Origin of the sequence: Veillonella sp. AS16, from assembly GCF_000517785.1 — a bacterium.
Lineage (GTDB): Bacteria > Bacillota > Negativicutes > Veillonellales > Veillonellaceae > Veillonella > Veillonella denticariosi.
The window spans coordinates 125,673-143,979 of record NZ_AZYX01000022.1 but is presented as its reverse complement, the minus strand read 5'-3'; the positions used below and the strand labels follow the sequence as shown (position 1 = coordinate 143,979).

General features: G+C 42.7%; 18 protein-coding genes and 1 riboswitch. Of the genes, 14 read left to right on the top strand and 4 right to left on the bottom strand.

Going from position 1 to position 18,307, the window contains the following annotated elements; translation table 11 throughout:
• From HMPREF1521_RS08580 to thiM, 3 genes are all read left to right on the top strand, one after another.
• Complete coding sequence (locus HMPREF1521_RS08580) at positions 1-636, top strand: ATP-binding cassette domain-containing protein (RefSeq protein WP_038118190.1); 636 nt, start codon at positions 1-3, stop codon at positions 634-636.
• A gap of 132 nt (positions 637-768) precedes the next feature.
• Positions 769-863, top strand: a riboswitch (TPP riboswitch).
• 95 nt (positions 864-958) lie between these two features.
• Positions 959-1,747 carry a bifunctional hydroxymethylpyrimidine kinase/phosphomethylpyrimidine kinase gene (gene thiD, locus HMPREF1521_RS08575; RefSeq protein ID WP_038118188.1) on the top strand — a complete coding sequence of 263 codons (789 nt, stop codon included), beginning with the start codon at positions 959-961 and terminating at the stop codon, positions 1,745-1,747.
• Positions 1,748-1,781: 34 nt separating this feature from the next.
• Positions 1,782-3,299: a hydroxyethylthiazole kinase gene (thiM, locus tag HMPREF1521_RS08570; RefSeq protein WP_051435781.1), complete on the top strand. Its 1,518-nt coding sequence runs from the start codon at positions 1,782-1,784 to the stop codon at positions 3,297-3,299.
• Positions 3,300-3,446: 147 nt separating this feature from the next.
• Here thiM and rbr read toward each other — a convergent pair whose 3' ends face one another.
• Positions 3,447-3,992: a rubrerythrin gene (gene rbr / locus HMPREF1521_RS08565; RefSeq protein ID WP_038118186.1), complete on the bottom strand. Its 546-nt coding sequence runs from the start codon at positions 3,990-3,992 to the stop codon at positions 3,447-3,449.
• 672 nt (positions 3,993-4,664) lie between these two features.
• On the opposite strand from rbr, the gene HMPREF1521_RS08560 reads away from it, so the two are divergent.
• The 8 genes from HMPREF1521_RS08560 (at position 4,665) to HMPREF1521_RS08530 (ending at position 9,004) form a co-directional block, all read left to right on the top strand.
• Positions 4,665-4,868, top strand: a complete 204-nt coding sequence (locus HMPREF1521_RS08560) for a DUF951 domain-containing protein (RefSeq protein WP_038118184.1) — start codon at positions 4,665-4,667, stop codon at positions 4,866-4,868.
• Positions 4,869-4,879: 11 nt separating this feature from the next.
• Entirely contained in the window at positions 4,880-5,911 is a 1,032-nt protein-coding gene (gene selD, locus HMPREF1521_RS08555) for a selenide, water dikinase SelD (RefSeq protein WP_038118183.1), read from the top strand.
• Between the two features lie 125 nt (positions 5,912-6,036).
• A complete protein-coding gene (yedF, locus tag HMPREF1521_RS08550; protein WP_038118182.1) occupies positions 6,037-6,642 on the top strand; it encodes a sulfurtransferase-like selenium metabolism protein YedF in 606 nt (201 codons plus the stop codon).
• Between the two features lie 51 nt (positions 6,643-6,693).
• Positions 6,694-6,951, top strand: a complete 258-nt coding sequence (locus tag HMPREF1521_RS08545) for a DUF3343 domain-containing protein (protein WP_038118181.1) — start codon at positions 6,694-6,696, stop codon at positions 6,949-6,951.
• Positions 6,952-7,091: 140 nt separating this feature from the next.
• Complete coding sequence (locus HMPREF1521_RS09150; RefSeq protein ID WP_304412505.1) at positions 7,092-7,649, top strand: Fic family protein; 558 nt, start codon at positions 7,092-7,094, stop codon at positions 7,647-7,649.
• A gap of 27 nt (positions 7,650-7,676) precedes the next feature.
• A complete protein-coding gene (locus tag HMPREF1521_RS08935; RefSeq protein ID WP_084214645.1) occupies positions 7,677-7,832 on the top strand; it encodes a helix-turn-helix domain-containing protein in 156 nt (51 codons plus the stop codon).
• A 38-nt stretch (positions 7,833-7,870) separates the two neighbouring features.
• The gene (locus tag HMPREF1521_RS08535; protein WP_038118180.1) at positions 7,871-8,578 is read left to right on the top strand and encodes an NAD(P)H-dependent oxidoreductase; all 708 of its coding nucleotides are present in this window, start codon (positions 7,871-7,873) and stop codon (positions 8,576-8,578) included.
• Positions 8,579-8,767: 189 nt separating this feature from the next.
• Complete coding sequence (locus tag HMPREF1521_RS08530) at positions 8,768-9,004, top strand: CsbD family protein (RefSeq protein WP_038118179.1); 237 nt, start codon at positions 8,768-8,770, stop codon at positions 9,002-9,004.
• A gap of 76 nt (positions 9,005-9,080) precedes the next feature.
• Here the strand turns inward: HMPREF1521_RS08530 and ychF are convergent, their stop codons facing one another.
• Positions 9,081-10,187 (bottom strand): redox-regulated ATPase YchF, encoded by a 1,107-nt coding sequence (ychF, locus tag HMPREF1521_RS08525; protein WP_038118178.1) that lies wholly within the window; start codon positions 10,185-10,187, stop codon positions 9,081-9,083.
• A 380-nt stretch (positions 10,188-10,567) separates the two neighbouring features.
• Here ychF and HMPREF1521_RS08520 point away from each other — a divergent pair, with 380 nt between their 5' ends.
• Positions 10,568-11,740, top strand: a complete 1,173-nt coding sequence (locus HMPREF1521_RS08520; RefSeq protein WP_038118176.1) for a class I SAM-dependent methyltransferase — start codon at positions 10,568-10,570, stop codon at positions 11,738-11,740.
• A 113-nt stretch (positions 11,741-11,853) separates the two neighbouring features.
• Here HMPREF1521_RS08520 and HMPREF1521_RS08515 read toward each other — a convergent pair whose 3' ends face one another.
• Entirely contained in the window at positions 11,854-12,825 is a 972-nt protein-coding gene (locus tag HMPREF1521_RS08515; protein WP_038118174.1) for a diaminopimelate dehydrogenase, read from the bottom strand.
• Positions 12,826-13,091: 266 nt separating this feature from the next.
• Here HMPREF1521_RS08515 and HMPREF1521_RS08510 point away from each other — a divergent pair, with 266 nt between their 5' ends.
• The gene (locus HMPREF1521_RS08510) at positions 13,092-15,317 is read left to right on the top strand and encodes an autotransporter outer membrane beta-barrel domain-containing protein (RefSeq protein WP_038118172.1); all 2,226 of its coding nucleotides are present in this window, start codon (positions 13,092-13,094) and stop codon (positions 15,315-15,317) included.
• A 216-nt stretch (positions 15,318-15,533) separates the two neighbouring features.
• On the opposite strand, the gene HMPREF1521_RS08505 is transcribed toward HMPREF1521_RS08510, so the two are convergent.
• The gene (locus HMPREF1521_RS08505) at positions 15,534-16,763 is read right to left on the bottom strand and encodes an LL-diaminopimelate aminotransferase (protein ID WP_038118170.1); all 1,230 of its coding nucleotides are present in this window, start codon (positions 16,761-16,763) and stop codon (positions 15,534-15,536) included.
• Positions 16,764-16,975: 212 nt separating this feature from the next.
• On the opposite strand from HMPREF1521_RS08505, the gene HMPREF1521_RS08500 reads away from it, so the two are divergent.
• Entirely contained in the window at positions 16,976-18,160 is a 1,185-nt protein-coding gene (locus HMPREF1521_RS08500) for a multidrug effflux MFS transporter (protein ID WP_038118168.1), read from the top strand.
• The last annotated feature ends 147 nt before the right edge of the window (positions 18,161-18,307 follow it).

The window sequence follows — 18,307 nt, the reverse complement described above, 5'->3', positions numbered from 1 at the left end:
ATGATAACTTTTTCTTTTTCCGTAGTCAGACCTTCTATTATTGTGAAAGCTGACGGTGTTTTATCGAATGGAATCACGGTTTTGACGGGGCAGTCCGGCAGTGGTAAAAGCACTTTCATTAAGTGTGTCGCAGGTCTTGTGAAGCCTACGACGGGCATCATTCGTTATGATGCGACCACCTGGGTGGATAGAGACAGAAAAATTTGGGTGCCGGCGCAGGATCGTCAGGTAGGGTATATGCCGCAAGGGAATATCGTATTTCCTCATTTGTCGGTGGAAAACAATATCAAGTACAGTAAACGCGGAACGCCTGAAATGTGTGAGAACCTATTGGCGCGATTGGGTCTTGAAAAGTATCGCCATACAAAGGCGGGGCAGTTATCCGGCGGTGAGCAGCAGCGAGTCGCGTTGGGACGTGCTCTTTACTCGAAACCGACCATATTGTTGCTGGATGAACCGTTATCGGCGCTCGACTGGACTCTGCGTAAACATGTGCGCGAGGATTTGGTATCCATTATCCGAGAGTGGGAGGTGCCTTGTGTATGGGTGACTCATGACGAGAGTGAAGCCGCAACGGTAGGTGATCGTCATTGGACCTGTGAAGGGGGACACATTGTTATACCGGAAAATGGATAGTCTTATATGGCATGCAGGAGTCGCATTGAACGGCAACAATTATTTTGTTGTATATAACATAAATGCATTGAATTTAACATAAATGTTATTGCATATGACGAATAATAATGTTATAAATAGAGTATAAAAATATATTGCCACTAGGGGTGCTTTTGCTGAGATTGAGTATTCAAAACCCTAGACCTGATCCGGATAATACCGGCGTAGGAAAGTGGAGTGATACAGAATGCATAACGAGACCATTCCATTTTGGATGGTCTTTTTTTGTCGGTTATTTGTAAAACACCCGGAGTGGAGGATGAATGAAGGTATAGGAGGTATTATGAAGCTGCATACTGCATTGTCTATAGCCGGTACGGACCCGAGCGGCGGGGCCGGCATTATGGCTGATTTAAAATCTTTTCAGAGTCGTCAGGTTTACGGTATGGCCGTTGTCACCTCTGTAGTCGCTCAAAATACGACAGGCGTTCATCATGTGGAACATGTGTCTCTTGAAAGTATTGAGCAACAGCTGCACGACGTTTATTCGGATATTGAGCCGGAAGCGGTCAAGACGGGGATGATCGCCTTACCGGAGATGATGGATGTAATGTATCCCTATTTGAATCGATCTATTCCGTATGTAATGGATCCCGTCATGATTGCCACCAGCGGAGACAGACTTGTATCCGATGAAGCAATAAATTTTCTGAAAACGAAACTTATCCCATTGGCCAGTGTGGTAACGCCGAATCGCAGTGAGGCGGAGGTTCTGGCGGATATGTCTATTTCATGTGAAAGTGACATCGCTACGGCGGCAAAGCGCATATTATCAGACATGGGACCGCAGGTTGTCGTTATCAAGGGCGGACATATAGGAAGAGATGCGACGGATTATGCTTTCACAAAAACGGGGGAGACCCGTTGCTGGACGAGCTCCAAATACGATACGGTTCATACGCATGGTACTGGGTGCACCTTTTCGGCGGTCATTACGGCGGAACTCGCTAAGGGGCGTGATGTGATGGATGCGATCGGTTTCGCAAAGGAGTATATTTCACTTGCCATTAAGCATAATCCGGGGCTAGGGCATGGTTGCGGTCCCGTTAATCATATGGCGATGAAACAATAGCAATGAACGATGAATAAAACTATAGAGGTGAGTGATGAGAAATCAGGAAAATCCGTATATGGGCGGTCGTACATGGCCGGAATTCCATATATTACAGGAATTACGAACGAAAAATCCCCTTGTAATCTGTATTACTAATGATGTGGTTAAGGCGTTTACCGCTAACGGGTTATTGGCAGCAGGGGCTTCTCCGGTGATGAGTGAATGTGTGGAGGATTTGGAAAACCTCATTGTTCATGCATCGGCTATGCTCATCAATATCGGAACGGTAACACCGGATACATTTGAATACTATAAATCCGCTTTGTGTCTGGCGAAACAGCATCGTGTACCGGTCGTACTGGATCCCGTCGGTTGCCACGCCGGAGCTTATCGTTTATCCGTTGCGCTGGATTTATTGAGGACTCAAGGTATATCCTTGCTACGGGGCAATCAAAGTGAGATTAAAGCTGTTTATGAAGCTCTTTGTAACGATAAACATGAGTCCCTGCCCGGTAGCGGGCAAGGTGTCGATGGCGGACAGGTTGAAGATATTTCTTCTGTAACATATAATGTATCTCGATTACTTCATTGTCCTGTCGTTGCCACGGGAGAAATTGATTGTGTGTCTGACGGTACACGTGTTTACGGCGTGCCTCACGGACATTCTCTGATGGCATCCGTGACGGGAACAGGCTGTTTACTCGGTGCTGTACTGGCGGCCTTTTTAAGCATTGCCCGGACCGTTTCAAATCGGCTCTCTCAGGCGGAATTTTTAGCGTATGTTCTGGCTTATTACGATATTGCCGGTGAAAGGGCCGCTGAATCATGCGGTATGGTACCGGGCAGTTTCGGCACGGCTTTCATCAATGAACTGTATACGATGGATGATACGGCGCTGCATGATGTCGATGTGATGCGATCCGTAGTAATACCTGAACAGTTGAAGGTATATTTCATATGCGGTACGCAGGATGTAGGTTATAGGGACGATGTATTACTGAAGACCGTTGAAGCCGCATGTAGAGGTGGCGTGACCTGCTTTCAGTATCGGGAAAAAGGGAGTAATACTCTAAACGGAAGCGATAAGTTTGAAATGTCACAGAAACTGAAAGATATTTGCGCCGCATATCATGTGCTTTATATCGTTGATGACGATGTGGAGCTTGCCGTGGCTGTCGGTGCGGACGGTGTTCATGTGGGGCAGGAGGACATGAACCTGGAGTCTGTTCGCAACCATATGGGACATAAGGTTGTGGGCATTTCGATTCACTCACAGGAAGAACTGAAGCAGACAGATATCGGCTATGCTGATTATGCAGGAATCGGTCCGGTGTATCCGACGGGCAGTAAAGCCGATGCGCAAGCCCCATGTGGACCTGAGCGGATTGGAGAATTGCAGCGTGCAGGTCTATCGTTGCCGATTGTAGGAATTGGAGGCGTTACACTGGATAATGCGGAGAAAGTTTTGCATGGCGGTGCATGCGGTGTGGCGGTTATTTCGGCTATAGCCGGTGCGGATGATCCTTGTGAGGCGGCACAACAGCTGACACAAATATTGAAAGATAAATAGAAAGGTAAATTAAATATTAGAGTGCGATAAAGGCAAAAAAAAAGACGATGACCGGAGTCATCGTCTTTCGTATTTTAAGGAAGTTGTCAGTGCATACTGAATAGAGGTTGTCTGCACTTGCAGTTTTATAAGATCTGTACTTACAGATTAGATGGATTCTACAAAACGGTGGAAGAATGCTTGTGGATGTGCACAAACTGGGCACACTTTAGGAGCTTCTTCACCAACGTGGATGTAACCGCAGTTAGCGCAAATCCATGCTACCGGTTGATCGTTGTGGAATACTTTATTCCCGGAAACCTGAGCTGCTAATGCAAGGTAACGTTGTTCATGGCGAGCTTCGATTTTGCCAACTTCGCGCATTTGGAAAGCGATTTTAGCAAAGCCTTCTTTTTCAGCTTCGTCAGCGAATTCTTTATACATTGTAGTGTGTTCATAGTTTTCGCCTGCAGCAGCATCGCGAAGGTTAGCTTCGATATCGGAAGATACATCGCCACCATGAAGCGCCTTGAACCACAATTTAGCATGTGCGGATTCGTTATGAGCTGTTTCTTCGAAATAATCAGCGATTTCGTTCATGCCAGCTTTACGAGCAGCGGATGCGTAGAAAGTATATTTTTGGAATGCTTGAGATTCGCCTGCGAATGCAGCTTGAAGATTTTTTTCAGTATTAGAACCTTTTAATTCTGCCATGTTCATTTCTCCTTTGTACTTACAGTTTTCTTAGAATGTTACTTAACGTTTTATTTTCATAACCACTTGGTTGTGAAAGCGATACATGTAGGAATACTTATTCCTCGCATTAAATGACTACTTAAGTTTAGATAAACTAGAATACTTATTCTGAAAGTTTTATCGACGACTTCGTCATAGTTAAGAATACCTATTCTTTAGTGAAAGAGGCACTTGCCTGTTCCTGTAATCAGTACTTACTTAACTCATCTGTTTAGCACTTGCTTATGTAACAGTTTTATATACAATGGTCTATCCGTATACTTAACGAATAATCATTGTTGACTATATTGTAACATACTAAATGAGAAATGCAAGTGTTTTTACAAAATTTATTTCGAAAATTTTCTAAATGATAAAAGTTATCAATGTAGTGTTTGCGCGGAAAAATAAAGGTTGATAAGTGAGGGAGCTACATGGAATAGAGAAAATGATATTGAGAATGATAGCCAAATGAAAAATCATTATTGTTTAGATATAACTCTAGAGTTTCTTATAACTGGTATTCAACTTCATAACTTATGCTATGATTTAGAGCTCGATAATCGTGCTTTATATACTTTCATCTATATATGTATTTGGATTTTAGGTATAATAAGTATATAAATACTATATATCGTATAAGGAGACATCATGGCGTTTGTGAGATATTATGTGGGCGATGTGGTACAGATGAAAAAGTCACATCCTTGCGGTAGCAATCAATGGGAAATCAGGCGAATTGGCACGGATTTTCTCATCGTATGCAACGGTTGCGGACATCAGCTGCTGATGCCGCGTCCGAAGTTTGAAAAAGCGGTTAAAAGAATAGTCTCGCGTTTACCGGGAAATGAATAGGAGGTGGTCCTATGGTTCGACTCACTGATTATGTAACGAGCGGAGGCTGTGCATGTAAGATCGGTCCTCACATTTTAAATCGCGTCCTTAAGGCGGTAATGCCCGTTACAAATGAGCATGTATTGGCGGATATGACCGGCGCAGATGATGCGGGGATTTATAAATTATCCGAATCATTGGCATTGGTGCAGACATTGGATTTCTTTACGCCCGTTGTCAATGATCCGACTCTATTCGGAAAAATTGCGGCCGCTAATGCCTTAAGTGATGTATATGCTATGGGCGGCACGCCGTTGACGGCGATGAATATCGTGGGGTTTCCGGTGCCTTTGGTGGAACAGGGGGTGTTGACGGATGTGCTTAATGGGGCGGCGGCGATTGTGGCCGAGTCGGGAGCGGCTATTGTGGGCGGTCACAGCATAGAGAATAAGGAGCCTATATTCGGCATGTCCGTAACGGGTCAAGTAAACCCTAATAACATCTGGAAAAATAAAGGTGCTCAAGCGGGAGATGTACTGGTTTTAACGAAAAGGATCGGAACTGGCATCATGAATAACGCTTTGAAAGGGGATCTTTTCCCGACGGGAACGGCACAGGCTGTAACGAGCATGAGTACGTTGAATCGCATGGCGGCGGATGTGGCGCACGCGTTTACGGTTCATGCCTGTACTGATGTGACGGGCTTCAGTCTCATGGGACATTCCGTTGAAATGGCGAGTGCTTCTGATGTGACGATTCATATCAAGGTATTTGATATTCCGCTTTTTGACGATGTTGTGGAGGCTGCTCAAATGGGACTTGTACCGGCTGCATCATATGGCAACCGCAAGGCTATAACCGATGTGCAGGTCGATGCGGAACTTGATCCGGTGTGGATGGATATCCTGTTTGATCCTCAAACGTCGGGCGGTTTGCTATTCGCTGTTCCTGAACGTGAGGGAACAGCTTTAGTTGAGGCACTACATGAGGAGGGTGTAGACTGTGCCTGTATTGTAGGAACCGTTGAAAGCTTCAGTGGACTTTCGGTACGCGTAACGGCATAGGCATAATCGAATAAATAGGTAATATACGATAATTGTTTAACTATGTATATTTATATCTATAATTTAGTATCATCTGTAGATAGTAGATACTTTTACAAAATATATAATGATATAAGAGGTGTACGATGAGCAAGAAAAATGAATTGACCGTAGACGTGCGTGGCAGTTTGTGCCCGAAACCTGTTATTGAAACCAAAAAAGTGAGCGATGCCAATCCCGATGCGATTATTACGACTGTTGTAGACAATGAGGTAAGTCGTGATAATGTAGAAAAATTTGGGAAATCCCGCGGTTATGGCGTGGACATTCGTCAAGATGGTAAGGATTTTTATCTCACCATGACACCGGGCGAAAATGTTACTGGTGATGGACAGCCTGTTTGTACACCTATGAATTATGGGAATCGCGTTATTCTTATGACAAAGGATTATCTCGGTGAAGGCAGCGAGGAACTGGGCCGCAATTTGATGAAAACATTCTGGGTGTGCATGGTTGAGGCCGATGTAAAACCATCCAAAATCTGCTTTATCAATAGCAGTGTTAAGATGGTGACAAATGATTCCGTTCATTTAGAGAACATTAAAAAGCTGGCTGACGCCGGTGTTGAAATTGCGGCATGCGGTATCTGCCTCGATTACTTCGGCATTAAAGACCAGCTTGGCGTAGGTAGCATTACTAATATGTATGCTATTACTGACTCCATTTTGGGCGATAATATTGTTAAGCTATAATAAATGGCACTAGAGGGCAACGGAATCATAGCGTAATAGGGAGGTGAGGTATTGGAAAATAAAAAGTTACTCGTCGTATTTACGTCATATTACTTTGGGGATAAGGCGGATAAGGTTTTATCCGAACTTAATGTGCCTCACCAACTGATGGCGACGCCGCCGGAGTTGCATGATATGTGCGGCCTATCCATTGAAATAGAACCGGATATCGCGGATCATGTAAAAACTATATTAAAAGAGCATCGCATCAGTACATCCGGATTATTCTGGTATGAAAAAGGTGAACTGGCGGTGCCGTATAAGGTGTAGCAGACTTAGACTTTTAACGATGAGTATCGAGTATTATCTATTTATGATATGATTGTCCGTATGGCTCATCATAGTACGGCTATCGAGGGTAATACATTGACACAGGGAGAAACAAAAAGTATTCTCTTAGATAAGATAATATGATTCCTCGAAAAATGGAATTACGCGAGTTCTATGAGGTATCCAATTATCGAGAATATTTAGCATTCTTAATGGAATCTTATCGAGCCCCGATAACAATTGAAACTATAAAAGAAACACAGAGATTATTATTGGCTCATATTCGTGATGATAATGGTCAATTTAAGGTAGTTCAAAATATGGTGATTGGTGCTGATTTTGAATCGACAAAGCCATACCAGGTGCCGGAAGTATTAAAAAATTGGAGCGATACATTACAGTATCGACTTGATATTGCGGTTACGGATGAAGATAAAATTCGAGCTATTATGGAACAACATTTACAATTTGAACGAATTCATCCTTTTGCCGATGGTAATGGACGGACCGGTAGAGCACTTATTGTGCATTCTTGTTTACAGCAGGAATTAGCGCCTATTATTATCAATAAAGATGATAGAGGTGAGTATATGACACTGTTAAATGATGGCGACTTAAATGGTTTATATGAATTGGGTTTCCGCCTGTTTAATCAGGAAAAGGAGCGAATGATCCTGTTTGGTCATAATTTTAGATAGTTTATTTTTGAAAGCTTTTAAATATGTATGTGTAAATCGGATGAGATTATACATAAGGAAATCTATCCCGTAGTGCCGCCTAAGACGGAATATAGCATGACTGAATTCGGTGAAACGTTACGGCCTATTATCATGGCTATGTGTGACTGGGGAAGAACCTATAAACGGAATATGATAAAGTGATTTCAGATTATTTTATGTATTAATATAAGGAGATATAAATGAGTAAATATGAAATAGAAACAGTAAAACTACAAGCGCCTAAATTTGACCGTAAGGATTTGGAATATGCCATGACGTATCGATATGCGTGCAAGAAGTTTGATCCGTCTAAAAAAATATCTGATGAAGATTGGAATGCCATTTTGCAGGCCGCACGCTTGGCGCCGACATCCCTCGGTTTTGAACCGTTCCAATTGTTGGTGATTCAAAACCCTGAAATCAGGGAGAAAATGAAGAATTATGGTTGGGGGATTCAGGCAGGCCTCGAAGCCAGTCATTTCGTGGTAATCCTGGCACGCAAGAGGGTTGATTTGGAATTTGATTCTCCTTATATTCGTCATATTCAAGAGGAAGTTAAACAGTTACCTGCCGAAATTGATGCGGCATATCGCGATTTCTATGCAGGGTTTACTACGGAAGATTATAAAACCTTTGAATCTGAACGTGCCGCATTTGACTGGACATCTAAACAAGCTTATATCGTAATGGCGAACATGTTGACGATGGCTGCGTATGAAGGTCTCGATTCCTGTCCGTTAGAAGGATTTAACCAGGATAAGATGACTGCATTCTTGGGTGATGAACTCGGTCTGTTTGATACAAAACACTTCGGTATTGCCGTAATGACGGCCTTTGGCTATCGTGATGAAGAACCTCACCGTAATAAGACGCGTCGCACGATGGATGAAATCGTAAGAGTGATTTGATTGATCGCTAATGCTTCAATCGGTAACTTTCATTTAAATTTTAATTGTAGAATGATATAATATAAAATATAATGATATGTTTATAAATTTATATAGCTAGCTTAAGCGTTTAATGCTGAACATATAAATAACTAAAACGTTTTAGGCTGGATGTATAAATTATATGTTTAAATGAAAGGAGTCATAATCATGGCTTTAGATGAAAAACTTAACCAAGCTAAAGGTGCATTAAAAGAGAATGCAGGTAAATTAACCGGTGACAAAAAAATGCAGGCGGAAGGTGCTGTTGAAAATACAGTTGCAAAAGTAAAAGACGCTGCTAATGATATTGCTGATGATGTTAAGAAAGCTGCAGATGATGTTAAAGGTGCTGTAGACGGTGCTATTAATGGCATTAAAAATGCATTAGGCAAAGACGAAAAATAATTTAATAGGTCTATTATATAGCAATAAAAAACCAGTAAATCCTGTGATTTACTGGTTTTTGTCATTATAAATTTGTTTATACATTGAAACGGAAATGTGTTACATCGCCGTCTTTCATGACGTAATCTTTACCTTCCAGGCGTACAAGTCCTTTTTCTTTAGCGGCGTTCTGACTGCCGCAAGCTTGTAGGTCATCAAAGGATACAATTTCGGCACGGATAAAGCCTTTTTCAATATCCGAATGGATTTTACCGGCCGCCTGCGGAGCTTTTGTGCCGTTTACGATGGTCCAGGCACGAGCCTCCATTTCGCCGGCCGTGAAGTAATTGATGAGGCCTAAGAGCGCATAGCTTGCCTTGATGAGTTTTGTCAAACCGGATTCGGAAAGACCGAGATCCTCTAAGAATGCGGCGGCTTCTTCATCGGATAATTCGGCGATTTCGGATTCGATACGGGCGGATACGACTACGATACCTGAGCCTTCCGCTTTTGCGTATTCCTCCACGCGTTTTACGTACTCGTTAGCGGAGTAATCGGATACTTCGTCTTCGGATATATTGGCCACATAGAGAGATGGCTTAGCCGTGAGCAAAGTCAATTCTTTAATCATGTCCATTTCGTCTTCGTCGAGACCTTGAGCACGAACCGGCGTTGCCGCTCCGAGACCTTCGATAATGCGTTCCAACAACGGTAGTTCGGCACGAGCGTCTTTATCGCCGGATTTAGCAATTTTTTCGATACGTTGCTTCCGTTTTTCTACGGATTCGAGGTCGGCCAGGCATAGCTCAGTATTGATGATTTCAATATCGCGAATCGGATCGATAGAACCGGATACATGTGTGATGTTAGGGTCGTCGAAACAACGGATTACTTGGGCAATCGCATCCACTTGACGAATGTGACTGAGGAATTTGTTGCCTAAACCTTCGCCCTTAGATGCACCCGCTACGAGTCCTGCAATATCTACGAAGCGCATCGCTGCGGGCAGGATGCGTTTGGATCCGAACATGTCCGCCAAGACTTGTAAACGATCGTCAGGAACGTCTACAACGCCTACATTCGGCTCGATTGTGCAAAACGGATAATTAGCCGCTTCCGCACCGGCCTTGGTAATAGCGTTGAATAATGTACTTTTACCGACATTTGGAAGACCTACAATACCTACTTCTAAATTTGTGCTCATGGTACCACCTTTGATATACATAATACATAATGCCACATGGAATATGTGGTCGATTTCGTTCATTGTGAAAGTTTATAGCAGTGATTTGTTACAAACCTTATCAAATAAATATTATACCATACTAATACGATGGAGTTGCTCTATAAATTTAGAATAGATTATTTAGAAGTGCTATAATATAAATAGAGTTAAATATGTTACTTCAAGAAATTTGATAAGTTCATATTAATATAGGATTAATATAGATTTTTATTTGCCGTAACTATATAGATATAATTTATGAGCATATATGTTGATAGGGTATAGAATCTATCCGGTCATGTTAATGTATATATTTTTAAGGTCTATATAGTGAAAGCTGATAGGAAAGGAAGTTAAGTATGTTTTCCAAACTATTTGATAGTTTCTTAGTACATTATTTAGAACGTTTCAATGATCATTGTTTCACCGTAAAAATTGGAGATAATGAATATACGATCGGTGACGGAGAATCCGAGTTTACCGTCATCGTTAATCGCGATATTCCGAAGAAGGATTTGTTAATATCCGCAGAACTCGCCCTCGGTGAAGCGTATATGCGTAAAGATATCGAAATTAAAGGGGATTTATTTAAAGCGCTTTGTGTAGTCCTTGGTCATGTAGGAAAGGACTCTATCAATCGGAAGGTACTTAGCTCGCTTTTTAATGCAGGTCTTAAAAAGAAAGATCAAAAACAACAAGTATCTTCCCATTATGATTTAGGCAATGAGTTCTATAAATTATGGCTCGATGAAACCATGAGTTATTCCTGTGCGTATTTTAAGCATGACGATGATAGTCTCAAAGATGCGCAATATCAAAAGGTTCATCATATTCTCGATAAATTGTACTTAAAAGAGGGAATGACCTTGCTTGATATCGGTTGCGGATGGGGATTTCTTCTCATTGAGGCGGCCCGTAAATACGGTGTTAAGGGCTATGGGTGTACTCTGTCCGAAGAACAATGGAAAAAGGGGCAGGAACGCATCAAAGAATATGCCCTTGAAGGACAGGTTGAGATTGAGCTTATAGATTATCGCGACGTAGCGGCTTCCGGGCGTACCTTTGACCGCATTGTCAGCATCGGTATGCTTGAACATGTAGGACGTGCTAATTTTCCTCTGTATATGGAGGACGCTTCGGACATGCTTAAAGACGGCGGTTTATTCCTGCTCCATTACATCAGTGATCCTTCTGAAAAGGAAACAAGTGCCTGGATTCGTAAATATATCTTCCCGGGCGGATGTTTGCCGTCCCTTCGCGAAATGGTCAGTCTCGCTTATGACTATGATATGAATGTCATCGATGTTGAAAGTTTACGGTATCACTATTATAAGACTTTAATGCATTGGTATAACAATTTTCAAGGCGTCCGTGAGCAAGTAGAAGCGAAACGGGGCAGTGAATTCGTACGTATGTGGGATCTGTATCTTTGCGGATGTGCGGCAGGTTTCTACATCGGTAATATGGACTTGCATCAAATTCTGATGACAAAAGGTATTACGAACGAGTTGCCGTTAACACGTTGGTATTAAGTAAGCGTAAAAAGAGGTTTATAGGACAAAAAAAGAGATCATCTTAGGGTGGTCTCTTTTAATATGTATGAAAAAAGATCCTCATCTATTTAACTCGATGAGGACCTTTTTAATTATAGAGAATGTGCTCTTAATTCTTCGGCAGATTGTGTGGAAATCCAAGCCGGTGGAATATCGAATACGGTGTAGCAACCTGTGCCGCCGTGTTTAGCGAGGCGATAGATACCGCGTGCGTAGGCAACGAGAACGGAGCCTGTGAATTCAGGGTTGGAGTCAAGTTTTAAGGAGTACTCGACAACGTGACGTGTGCCGTCTGTGCTTTCACCGGAGCGAAGAACAAAACCGCCATGTGGAATTCCCTTATGGTCACGATCGAGTTCCTCTTGAGAGATGAAGTGAACCACGGTTTCATAGCCTACGAAATAGTTTTCCATAGTTTTGATTTCGTTTTCAATTTTTGATTTGTCCGTATCAGGGGCAGCCACTACGTAGCAGTCGCGAAGGTGACCCTTGTATGCGTCAACCTCAGGTGTTTCACCGTTGCGGATCGCTTCTAGATATTCCTCTTTAGGGCATGTGTATTGACGAGCATCAACGACGCCTTCGATACGGCGAATTGCATCGGAGTGTCCTTGCGATACGCCGCGGCCCCAGAATGTGTAGGATTTGCCTTTCGGCAAGATGCTTTCAGCATATACACGTTGCAAGGAGAACATACCCGGATCCCATCCGCAGGAAATCAATGTAGCTGTTTTAGCCTCTTTAGCCACCTTGTCTACATTGGCGAAGTGTTCAGGAATACGTGCGTGGGTATCGAAAGAATCGATACAGTTGAAGTATTTGGATACCATCGGTGTCTGCTCGATAAGGTCCGTTGCACTGCCGCCGCAAAGAACCATAACATCGATTTTTCCTTTGAAGTTAGGTAGATCTTCCATTGTATAGGTCGGAACACCGGAAACAGTTTTAAGACCCTTTCGGCGAGAGAATACGCCAACAAGTTCCATGTCCGGTTGTAATTTAACAGATGCTTCTACGCCACGGCCCAAATTGCCGTAGCCGACGATGCCGATACGAATATTCATATTAGCCTCCTATATATAATTAAAGTAAATTCCATTGAATATTATAGCATAGAATGAGTGCTTTTAATAATATTCTATAGAATATTATTAAAGGACATTTAAAGGTATAATCGCCTAATTATATTTTGCACAACTATATCGATACATAGCGCCTGGTTATGGATTAAAAAGAAAACATCATATGTCCAAGAATTGACACATATACCCTCTGGACGGATAGAATAAAAGTAGATATTTATTGTGTGTACGTTTGAGGAGGTCAGCACATGAAAAGGACTGCATATATTGCCGTTATAGCGGCATTGCTTATTACGGGCGCCAGCGCAGATGTTATGGTATCGGCTACGACGATTACGAGTCATACGGACGGTAAATCCATCGGACTTAATTTGTGGGGAGAGACGCGGCACTATACGGATGATGTGACTGTAGATGTATCGGGGATGGGCGTGAATGGTACAAAATACCATAACAATGTAACGGCTATTTATGCGCTTGATGGAACGCAGGTGGCATTGGATAAAAATGTAACGATAAAGGTTAAAAATCCTGCTCCGGCTGAAAGCGGAGCTCAGCGAAGACCTGATTTAGCGCATTATTATATGAGCGGTATCTATGCCGGCTATGGCGGTCTGACCAGTGACGGCAATAATGACGATACTCGCGTTACCGTAAAAGAAAATGCCGATATAGATGTGGTCGGTGTCGGTTTACAGGCAAATAAGGATGGATATATCCGCGTTCTCGGCGGTGCAGATGTTAAAACACATCCGCTGGATACTTCGGATACATATTCCGCACTTTCCGAGGAAGGCTTTGTCTACGTGAATACCGGTATGGATGGTTTGCATCCGGGGAAAAATGATGTGAAGATGTACGGTAATGTAGGGTTTATTAATAAGAATTACGGCATTGAAGTGAATCCTCATAATCATGGCTCCGAAATTTCTTTGGGCTTAACAACGCCTGATTCTAAATTAGTTGGCGGTGTACTTAATGAATTTGATGAAAGTAATAACAATCCATATCATGGCGGTTTAAGATTATATCTGCAGAATGGTGCTACGTGGCGCAATGAATGGTTAGGGGCGGAACGTGTATATCCGACACAAGGTCGTCCCGATACGGCAAATTATTTGTATACAGGCAGTAAAGTGGAGCACTTTATAGGCGGTGCGGATGAGGCGAGTCGCGGTATTATTCAGCCGGTGGATGAAAGACCTATAACGATCAATAATTACAAAGGCCATGCTATGGCGGATTATTTGAAGGGCGCTCCGGCCGTGAAAAACGGGAAAGGCGACATCATTGTCAATCATGCCGATACAGGTTCGTCTCTTACCATGCATAGTTCCTTGGGCGCTCTGAATGAATCCGGTGATTTCAAATCGGCGAATTCCAGAGATGTATTGAATCGTCTGGCCAACAAACTGGTATATGCCGGATATACTAAAGGGGAACGCAATCTGGCTACTAAAGTTCAGGTTGATGAAGGCGTTATCAGTCCGACGGTGATCGCTAATCTTGGAACCGAAGGCTATGATGTAAACGGCAGAGCGTATGTATCTGACAATACATCGATGACGACTCGTGAAAGTGAATTAGTTTCGGGGGCTAAGAGTGCGTTAGTTTCTTCTGTTATGCAGATGAGGGCGGATACGAATGATTTACAACGTCGTCTCGGGGATGTGCGCATCAATCCGGCCGCACATGGCGTTTGGGGCAAATATATTGGCGGTAAGTCTAAAATGACAGACGATGCCTATGTAAATCAAACATACAACATGGCACAGGTGGGCTATGATACGCTTCATGGTGACTGGACAGTTGGTGGCGCTTTATTGTATGGCACGAGCAATAGTGACTATGCGCAAGGCTCCGGCTCAGGTAAAACGGCGGGACTAGCTCTATATGGTGCAAAACAGTTTACCGATGGCCGTTATGTAGATGTGATTGGCAAGGTAAATCGTTTGAAAAATGACTTCACTGTTCGAAATAGCTTAGGCACTACATTAAGCGGTGATTACCATAATACAGGGGCGTCCTTGAGTATTGAATATGGTAAACGGATTAAGAGGGACAATGGTTTCTATATTGATCCTAATGCGGAGTTGACGTTCAGCCGTTTATCCGGTAAAAGTCTTGATGCTCGAACTAACACGGGCAGTACCGTACATATTGATTCTGATGCGGTTAATTCCGTTATCGGCCGTGTCGGTGTAGGCATCGGCAAGGAAAATAAGAATAGTAATATTTTCCTTAAGGCTGCTCTAGCCCATGAATTTTCCGGTAAAATGAATGCTACATACAGTACGGCCGGAGAAGCAACAACTAGCGAAGTAAATTTAAAGGATACATGGCTTGACCTTGAACTCGGAGGTTCCTGGAGCGTACGTCCTAATACATATCTATACGGAACTTTCACCAAAAACTTTGGTGCCGAGGTAGATAATTCCTATCGCGTGGATGCAGGGATACGGCATAGTTTTTAATTGGGTTATGAGGATACTTTTAATTAAAAGTAATCGTCATTAATTAAAGGTAAGTGTCGTAAACTAAATATCGGCATCATCAAGTAAATACTAAAGGCCTAAATGATATGAAAATACCGGGTACATCTCATTCGAATAAATGGTGATGTACCCGGTATTTTTATGGATATATTTGTTTTGTGCATTTTGAAAGTTAATCAGAATGCTCAATGATTATCAGAACTGTAAAGTTTTGATTCTTTCAACGGCGCGAATTGTATTTTCACGACTGCCGAAGGCGGTTAAACGAAGGTAGCCTTCGCCATGAGGTCCGAAGCCGGAGCCCGGTGTGGACACGATTTGAACCTTTTCGAGCAAGATATCGAATAATTCCCAGCTGGTCATATTTTCAGGCGCTTTAAGCCAAATATATGGCGCATCAACACCGCCGTATACAGTGAGGCCGATAGATTCGAGGCCCTCCTTGATGATGCGGGCGTTTTCTTTGTAGTATGCAATGTTTGCGCGTGTCTGTTCATGACCTTCTTTCGTGTATACCGCTTCGGCGCCACGCTGGATGATGTAAGGAACCCCGTTGAATTTCGTACATTGACGACGGTTCCACATAGGATTGAGCGCTTGACGTTCACCGGATTTAGTTTTCGCGGTTACTTCCTTAGGTACTACTGCATAGGCACAACGTGTACCGGTGAAGCCGGCCGTTTTTGAGAAGGAGCGGAACTCGATAGCTACCTCACGAGCACCGTTGATTTCATAGATGGAGTGAACTGTGTCGTCCGTACTGATGAAAGCTTCATAGGCGGAGTCGAACATCAGGATCACGTCGCTTTCTTTACACCAATTGATCCATTCGGCTAAACGCGTACGACTTAACACCGTGCCCGTTGGGTTATTAGGGGAGCAGAGATATACGATGTCTACGTGTTCTGTTGGAAATTCAGGAGAGAAATTATTTTCAGCGGAGGTCGGCAAGTATACAACCTTTTGGAAAATACCGTCCACCGCTTCGCCGGTGCGGCCGCCCATAACGTTGGAATCAAGATAAACCGGATATACCGGATCGGTGATGGCGATGATATTATCTTCGCTGAATAATTCCTGGATATTACCGACATCGGATTTAGCACCGTCGGATACGAAAACTTCATCCGGAGCGATTTTGATACCTAATGGTTTATAATCGCCGTCGATGATTGTTTGACGAAGGAAATCATAGCCTTGTTCGGGACCATAGCCGCGAAATGTTTCAGCCTTTCCCATTTCCTGAACGGCTTTACTCATTGCGTCGATTACTGCCGGTACGAGCGGCAATGTGACATCGCCGATGCCGAGACGGATAATATCCGCATCAGGATGAGTCGCTTGGTAGTCACTTACCTTTTTAGCGATATCGGCAAATAAATAAGAACCTTGTAGGTTTAAATAGTTTTCATTAATATTGGCCATGAGGACTCCTTTTCTGTGATTGGGATTTTATATCATTTATAGTTTATATAGTAAATTATATAGAATAATGGTGCAATAGTTTTCTATAGAATCTTGCGTGGCTTTTGCTACGCTTTTATTATATTCTTCGCTTTTATATTGTCTGCTTTGGTATAATGAGGATGTATAGTTATTAAATTGTGGTTTTGTGTACATATGAAAGTGGTGACTTTATGCTGACGATTAGCGATAAAGGATGGCTTTTTATTTCTATATTGAGTGCCTTAATGGCGTTTACATCATTATCAACGGATATTTATTTGCCGGCTATGCCTGCAATGGGGCGAGATCTCAATGGTGATGCGGAGCTTACGTTGACCGGCTTCTTAATAGGTTTTGCGTTGGCACAGCTTTTCTGGGGCGCCGTTAGCGATAAAATTGGTCGCAAGAAGCCGCTTATAATTGGGATTGTTTTATTCATTATCGGTTCTGTAGGATGTGCATTGAGTTCATCTATGATGGAATTACTGGCTTGGCGAGTATTTCAGGCGTTTGGTGCCTGTGTAGGGCCTATGTTGTCTCGCGCCATGATTCGAGACCTTTACGGTCGGACCGAGGCGGCTAAGATGTTGTCGACCCTTGCCATTGTCATGGCGATTGCGCCTATTGTGGGACCGATGCTGGCGGGACATTTGCTCCTGTGGTATACCTGGCATGCCATATTCTGGCTATTGGTCGGAATCGGTATAGTTATGCTCGTGGCGGTGGCTGTATTACCTGAAACACATCCGCAGGAGAAGCGTAGTAAACGCTCTATCAGCCATACATATATAAATTATTGGATTTTATTACGCAATAAGGGATTTATGAAATATACACTCTGTGTGAGTTCATTTTATATTGCTATTTATGCCTTTTTAACAGGCTCTCCATATGTATATATTGATGTATATAAAGTCCCGACTGAATACTTCGGGTATCTGTTTTCTGTTAATATTATCGGTGTTATGTTGTTGAGCGCCATTAATCGCCGTATCGTCAGTGCTATACGCCTTGATAGACTATTGAAATATGCCACATTATTTGCTGCTGTTTGTGTATCCATTGTTATGGGCTTGATGTTCTTAGGTTACCATTCACTATGGTTAATCGTTATCGGCTGTTTTCTATTCTTCTCTATGAATGGGATTATTGCAGCGGTTACAAATGCGTTGGCGTTGGACCGTGCCGGTAAAATGGCCGGATCTGGGGCGGCACTATTAGGTGCCATGCAATATGGCAGCGGTATTGTGTCATCGTTGATACTTACCTTCTTACCAAATGATACGGCCTATCCTATGATGGGGGTTATTACGGTTTTTGTTATTATCTGTGCGATTATTGCTTATCCGGCGGATGAACGATACAATAGAATATAATTTTTATGAAAGCAGGGGCTATAAATGAACTGCCTCCAAGAATTGGATACATTTTTGGGAGATGCAGTTCCAAATATGTCCTTGCTTTCATCATATATTTAGGTTATAATAGTAAGGCTTATTGATGGTAAGCACTTCCTACCCCTA